This is a genomic window from Candidatus Magnetaquicoccus inordinatus, from assembly GCF_004217665.1.
Lineage (GTDB): Bacteria > Pseudomonadota > Magnetococcia > Magnetococcales > Magnetaquicoccaceae > Magnetaquicoccus > Magnetaquicoccus inordinatus.
This window is the reverse complement of sequence record NZ_RXIU01000346.1, coordinates 1-2,368: the sequence shown is the minus strand read 5'-3', so window position 1 is coordinate 2,368 and position 2,368 is coordinate 1. Positions and strand designations below refer to the sequence as shown.

Below are 2,368 nucleotides of genomic sequence, written 5' to 3'. Positions count from 1 at the left end.
GTGACCGTAACTTATTGAAAAAATTGGTGTCCCCGGCGCGATTTGAACGCACGGCCTACGGATTAGGAATCCGTTGCTCTATCCGGCTGAGCTACGAGGACTTTTTTGAGTATCAACCAGTTACAGACCATCATGCATTAACTGCCCGTACCGTGTGAGACCCTATTTTCTGGATGGCTCCCAGAGGAACTTTGCTGTGGTCCATCAGGGATGGCCCCAGGGTGACAAATCGGGTGCAAGCAAAAATACTCCACGACAGCCCTTTCGCAAAGGGTTTTCATGATCCGCTTCGGGCAATGGCCCTGCGGAGGCGGTCGGTGAGGAGAATTTGTCGGTAATCTTTGCGTTCTGGAGTGTTGCCATCCGGGGCCAAATCCGGTCAGTGCAATGGGCATCGCCAATTTCTCCCAACCAACCCAGGACTTCCCGTTCCAACCGCTCTTTGGTCATGCTGCCTCTTCAGTTTCGCGGTGTACCCGGATGGATGAAACGGACCGCGTTTCTTGAGAGGCAATCCCAGTGACCTTTAGTCAGAGAAAGTGTGTGTTCACCGTTACTTAGCGGATATTGATGCGGAAATGAAACAGGTGGAGAATAGAAATTATTATGGACATCCTGGGGGATGTGACGGCGTGATAAACACATTTTTTATTGATTTTTGTTCCGCAGCACTCATAATCGGGGGTAACAACACCCTCCACGCCTCTCGTCAGAACGGCGCAACATGGAGGGTTATTTTTTTCTGGCGTGCTGGTTCGTGAAATGTTCGTGAAATGTTCGGAACCCGCAGCACCCCTCGACGAATAGCTCGATAAGCGCATCTTTCGCGGCATGGCTATCCATGACCGTAGCGCCGCCCTTCACCATCTCAGACGCATCAACGACTATTGACTACTGGTACGATTGCGAGTCGGACCATGACAGACCCACGCCTTCGTTGCTGGGGCTACATTTGATGAAGTCATAAAGCGATACATGTTCGACAAGAAGTTGCGTCTATTGTTATTGAACACCATCCAAAGATGCATAGACGGGTCATGCTGCCTTTGGTAGACTTTTCGGCATTGATGAGCGATCTGGAACAATTCTGGCACAACGAGTCCATCACCGTTCCCCATCTGGTACGCATTGCCATCAGTCACTATCAGTTTGAGACCATCCATCCGTTTCTGGATGGCAACGGACGTATCGGCCGCTTGCTGATTCCACTCTATCTGGTCAGTAACAAGTTGTTGGCCAAACCCTCTCTCTACCTCTCCGACTTTTTTGAACGCAACCGGACCAGCTACTACGACGCACTGATGCAGGTGCGCGTTACCAATCACATGATCCATTGGGTACGGTTTTTTCTCAGCGGCGTGGCCGAAACCGCCACCAAGGGGCGAGACGTCTTCCGACAGATCTTGACGTTGCGTACCGATGTCGAGCAGGCGGTGCTGGGGTTGGGAAAACGCACCCCCAATGCGCGCCAAGTTTTAAATTTGTTGTACCGCACACCCCTGATTTCCGCATCAGATATCGAAAAAGCGTTACATGTCAGCGCGCCGACAGCCAATGCGCTGATTCGTGATCTGACAAGATTGGGAATATTAGTGGAAACGACCGGTCAGCAACGATGGCGAACCTACGCCTTCGACCGTTATCTGGCACTGTTTTTAAGTTAAGGGAAACAATATTCCCTTAACTTAGACTGTTGCCAAGTTAAAGATGCACGGCATGCTGATGCCGCTGCATGGTGGACGTTGGTAACAGGGAAAGCGGAATCTGCCCTTGCATGAAGGGGAAGCAGACAAACTCCGACCTATGACCGCCACTGGCACCGGTGAGGTCCAGGAGAAGGAAAAGGTGCTGCTGGCGGAAATCATCCAGAAGGTCAACACGCTGTTTGAGGGTGAGCTTTCCGACGATGACAAGCTGATTTATATTAATCATGTACTGAAGGGAAAGTTGTTGGAATCCGAAATTTTGGTCCAGCAGGCGGCCAACAACACCAAGGAGCAGTTTTCCAACTCCCCTGACTTGGCCAATGAACTGATGAACGCCATCATGGATGCTTTTGCCGCCCACAGCAGCATGAGCAAACAGGCATTGGATTCGGAGAAAGTGCGGCATGGATTGCGTGATATCCTGTTGGGGCCGGCCAACCTTTATGAAGCGTTGCGGTCACGGGGTGAATCTCAGGTGACCGTTTGACCATTCGGAAGCAGCAAAGGGGATGGTGCTGAAATGTCCATAGAAGGAACCCATAGGGGAACCCAAAATCCCGAAAAACAAAAACGGCCACCGTGCGAGTGACCGTAACTTATTGAAAAAATTGGTGTCCCCGGCGCGATTTGAACGCACGGCCTACGGATTAGGAATCCGTTGC

General features: G+C 51.2%; 1 tRNA gene and 3 pseudogenes. 3 read left to right on the top strand and 1 reads right to left on the bottom strand.

Annotation, left to right across the window (positions count from 1 at the left end):
• Positions 1-24: 24 nt before the first annotated feature.
• Positions 25-101, bottom strand: a tRNA-Arg gene (locus EJP87_RS15460).
• 835 nt (positions 102-936) lie between these two features.
• On the opposite strand from EJP87_RS15460, the pseudogene EJP87_RS19095 reads away from it, so the two are divergent.
• From EJP87_RS19095 to EJP87_RS15445, 3 pseudogenes are all read left to right on the top strand, one after another.
• Positions 937-1,053, top strand: a pseudogene (locus EJP87_RS19095) (hypothetical protein); the annotation flags it as partial.
• Between the two features lie 11 nt (positions 1,054-1,064).
• A pseudogene (locus tag EJP87_RS15450) lies at positions 1,065-1,664 on the top strand (Fic family protein); the annotation flags it as partial.
• Between the two features lie 106 nt (positions 1,665-1,770).
• Positions 1,771-2,193: pseudogene (locus tag EJP87_RS15445) on the top strand (type I restriction endonuclease subunit R); the annotation flags it as partial.
• Positions 2,194-2,368: the final 175 nt, after the last annotated feature.